Raw genomic sequence first — 3,548 nt, forward strand, 5'->3', positions numbered from 1 at the left:
GCCGACGCGCCTCTCGCGGACCTGCCCGAGGGGGTGCGCATCCACGCGTGGCCGATGGACGCCGCCGATCCGGCGAGCGTGGCCGCCGTCATCGCGCGCATCGGCCGCGAATTGCCGCCGCTGGGCGGTGTCGTCCATGCGGCCGGCGTGCTCGACGACGCCACCATCGCGAACCAGAGCTGGGCTCGGTTCCAGCAGGTGCTCGCGCCGAAGGTCGCGGGCGCCTGGCACCTGCATCGCGCGACCGAGGGCATGAAGCTGCGCTTTTTCGTGCTCTTTTCCTCCATCGCGTCGATCACGGGCTCGCCGGGCCAGTCGAACTATGCCGCGGCCAATGCCTACCTGGACGGGCTTGCCCGGCTGAGGCATTCGCAGGGCCTGCCGGCCACCTGCATCAACTGGGGGCCCTGGGACAAGGACGGCATGGCCGAGCGTGCGCGCGAAGCCAACCAGGCGCGCTTCGCCGCCATCGGACTCGGGCGCCTGTCGGTGGCGGACAACCTCGATGCGTTCAGCTTCCTGCTGGGGTCGGACATTCCGGCGGCCCTCGTGGCCGACATCCAATGGAGCCGGTTCCTGTCCAACGTGCCGGACCCGCAGGGCACCGCGTTCTATTCGCTGGTCGAGCGCGGCGCGGCCAGGGCCAGGGCCGTGCAAGCGGGAGCGCTGCTCAAGCAGCTCGAGGAGGCCGCGCCCGAAGCCCGGGCGGCCACGCTGGCGCAGGCGCTGCGTGCGCAGGTCGCCGCCGTCATCGGAATGGGAGCGCCCGAGATGGTCGACCTCGGCCAGCCACTGCGCAACCTCGGCTTCGACTCGCTCATGACGGTCGAGCTCAAGAACCGCATCGAGTCCGGCCTGCGCTGCACGCTGAACCCGAGCTCGCTGATCGACCACCCGACACTCGACAAGCTGGCCGCGTACCTGGTGGAGATGGTGTTCGGATCGCGCGCCGCCGAGGCGCCTGCTGCCGCGGCGGACGGCCGGGAGCCGGGGACCGCGCTGGCGCTCATGCGGGAATCGGCGATCGAAGCCGGCGGTCGCCGCATCGGCCTGTGCCGCTGGGGGACAGCCGCGGCGGGACCGCTGGTCGTGGCCGTCCACGGGATCCTCGACCAGGCGGCGATCTGGAACAGCGTGGCCGAGGGACTTTGCCAGGCCGGCGTGGAGGTGCTCGCGCCGGACCTTCGCGGCCACGGCACTTCCAGCCACCACTCTGGCGGAGCGAACATCACCGCGCTGGATTTCGCGACGGACCTGGACGCGGTCTTGCGGCGCGAGGCGGCTGGCCGGCGCGTGCTGCTGGTGGGCCATTCCATCGGCTCGGTGGTGGCCGCGTCGTACGCCTTCCTGCATCCCGAGCGCGTGGCGCACCTGGTGCTGGTCGAGCCGGTCAGTCCGAGGAGGCACGGCGAAGCGGACGCGCACCAGCTGCCGGAGGTGGCGGCGCAACCTGCCTATGCCGATCTCGCGTCCGCCGCGCAGATGCTGGCGCTCTACCACCCGAAGCTCGACCAGGCGACGCTCTTCGCCCTGGCGCGCAGGATCACGCGGGAGGTCGAGGGCGGGGTCGGCTGGAGCTGGGACCCCCGGCTGCGCAACTGGATCAACTTCGATCTGCTGCAGGGCCAGCAGGATTACCTGGCCCTGCTGGCGCAGCTGCGGATGCCCTCGACGCGCCTCTACGGGTCGGCCAGCGACCTGGCGGGAACGCCGGCATTGGTTGCGCCCGGCGTGGTCCTGCCCCGTTCGGAGAGCTTCATCATCGAGGGCGGCGGCCACAACCTGCACACCGATGTGCCCCAGGCCGTGCGCGAGCGCATCCTGGCCGCGCTCAAGACTTTGACTGGGGAGTGAGTGCGATGCAGAACTTCTACGACGCGGCCAGGACCCTGGCCGACATCCCGGACCTGCATGCGGGCGGAACGGCGCTGATCTTCCAGGGCCGGCACACCAGCTATCCCGACCTGGCGCAGGCGGCCAACCGGATGGCCAACGCGATGGCGGCGCAAGGCCTCGCGCCTGGCGCGCGCGTCGGCTTTCTCGGCCTGGACAGCGACAAGAGCTACGAAATCCTGTTCGGCTGCGCCCGGGCCGCAATGGTGTTCGTGCCCGTCAACTGGAAGCTCACCGCCGAGGAAATGGAATTCATCGTGCGGGACGCCGAGTGCGAGCTGTTGTTCGTGACGCCGGAGACGGCGCAGCCCGCGCAGGACTTGCGCGCCCGCTGCCCCCGGCTGCGGGCCGTGGTGGTCATCGGCGGTGCGGCTGCGGGCTTGACCGGCTATGCCGGGCTGCGCGACGCCGCTCCTGCCGTCCGGCCGGCTGTGCCGATCGAACCGGGAACGCCCGTCGTCCAGATCTACACCAGCGGCACCAGCGGCAAGCCCAAGGGCGTGGTGCTGGGCCATCGCGGCTTCATCGACACCGTGCGGGAGATCGTGCGCGCGAGCGACGAATTCATCGAATGGACACCGCGCGACGTGTCGCTGCTGACCCTGCCGACCTTCCACGTGGGTGGCCTGTGGTGGGCCATGCAGGGGTTGATCAACGGCGCGGCCAACGTGGTGATGAAGGCCTTCGACAGCGCCGAAGCACTGGGCGCGATCGCGCAGTACAGGATCACCAAGCTCGCCTTCGTGCCTGCCATGCTGCGCTTCCTGCTGTCGGATCCCGCATGCGCGGCCACCGACCTGTCGTCGGTCGACTTCATCATCTACGGGGGCGCGCCAATGGCGCTGCCGTTGCTCGACAAGGCGCAGGCCCGGCTGCGCTGCCGCTTCGCCCACAACTACGGCATGTCCGAAACCACCAACATGGCGATCTTCATGCCGCCGTCGGAACACGCCGCGGCGACGGGCCAGCGCCGGACCTCTGCCGGCAGGCCGGTGCGCGGCGTGCGGGTGCGCATCGTGGACGGCGAGGGACGCGGTCTTGCGCCGGGCGAGAGCGGCGAGATCCACTTCCATACGCCCACCCGCATGCTGGAATACTGGAAGCGGCCCGAGGCGACGGCCGAAACCCTCGTCGACGGCTGGATCCATACGGGCGACGCGGGGTACATGGACGAGGATGGGTATCTCTATATCACCGACAGGATCAAGGACGTGGTGATCTCGGCCGGTGAAAACATCTCTCCGGCCGAACTGGAGCAGGTGCTGCTCACCCATCCCGCCATCGACGAGGCGGCGGTCATCGGCGTGCCGGACAAGCGCTGGGGCGAAGTGCCCATTGCCTACGTGGTCCCCGTTTCCGGTTCGGGCCTGACCAGGGCCGACGTCATGGCGCATGCGCGCGGCCGCATCGCGTCGTTCAAGATGATCTACGACGCGATCCTCGTCGAGCGGCTGCCGCGCAATGCGACCGGCAAGGTGCTCAAGCGCGTGCTGCGCGAGCCGCACTGGGCCGGCCAGGAACGGCAGGTCAACTAGTGTGGTGCGCGCCTCTGTTCTGTACTTATCGTGAGATCGCAGCCAATGCAGCCTTGGCTCTGGTGACCTTGGCCAGGATGTCCGAAGCACTGGCTGTCCAGATGAATGGTTTGGGGTTGT

At 69.5% G+C, this 3,548-nt stretch carries 2 protein-coding genes; both read left to right on the plus strand.

Annotated features, from left to right (window positions below; genetic code table 11):
• Positions 1-1,854: alpha/beta fold hydrolase (locus tag H0U68_RS21845; protein ID WP_296359009.1), on the plus strand; the 1,854-nt coding region annotated here is incomplete at its 5' end.
• Positions 1,855-1,859: 5 nt separating this feature from the next.
• Entirely contained in the window at positions 1,860-3,428 is a 1,569-nt protein-coding gene (locus H0U68_RS21850; protein ID WP_296359010.1) for a long-chain-fatty-acid--CoA ligase, read from the plus strand.
• Positions 3,429-3,548 lie beyond the last annotated feature (120 nt).

This window comes from Ramlibacter sp., from assembly GCF_013697775.1.
Classification (GTDB): domain Bacteria; phylum Pseudomonadota; class Gammaproteobacteria; order Burkholderiales; family Burkholderiaceae_C; genus Ramlibacter.

Bases quoted from the DNA above. Each gene is read 5' to 3' on its own strand.
- H0U68_RS21850 (WP_296359010.1), top strand. From the start codon at position 1,860: ATGCAGAACTTCTACGACGCGGCCAGGACCCTGGCCGACATCCCGGAC.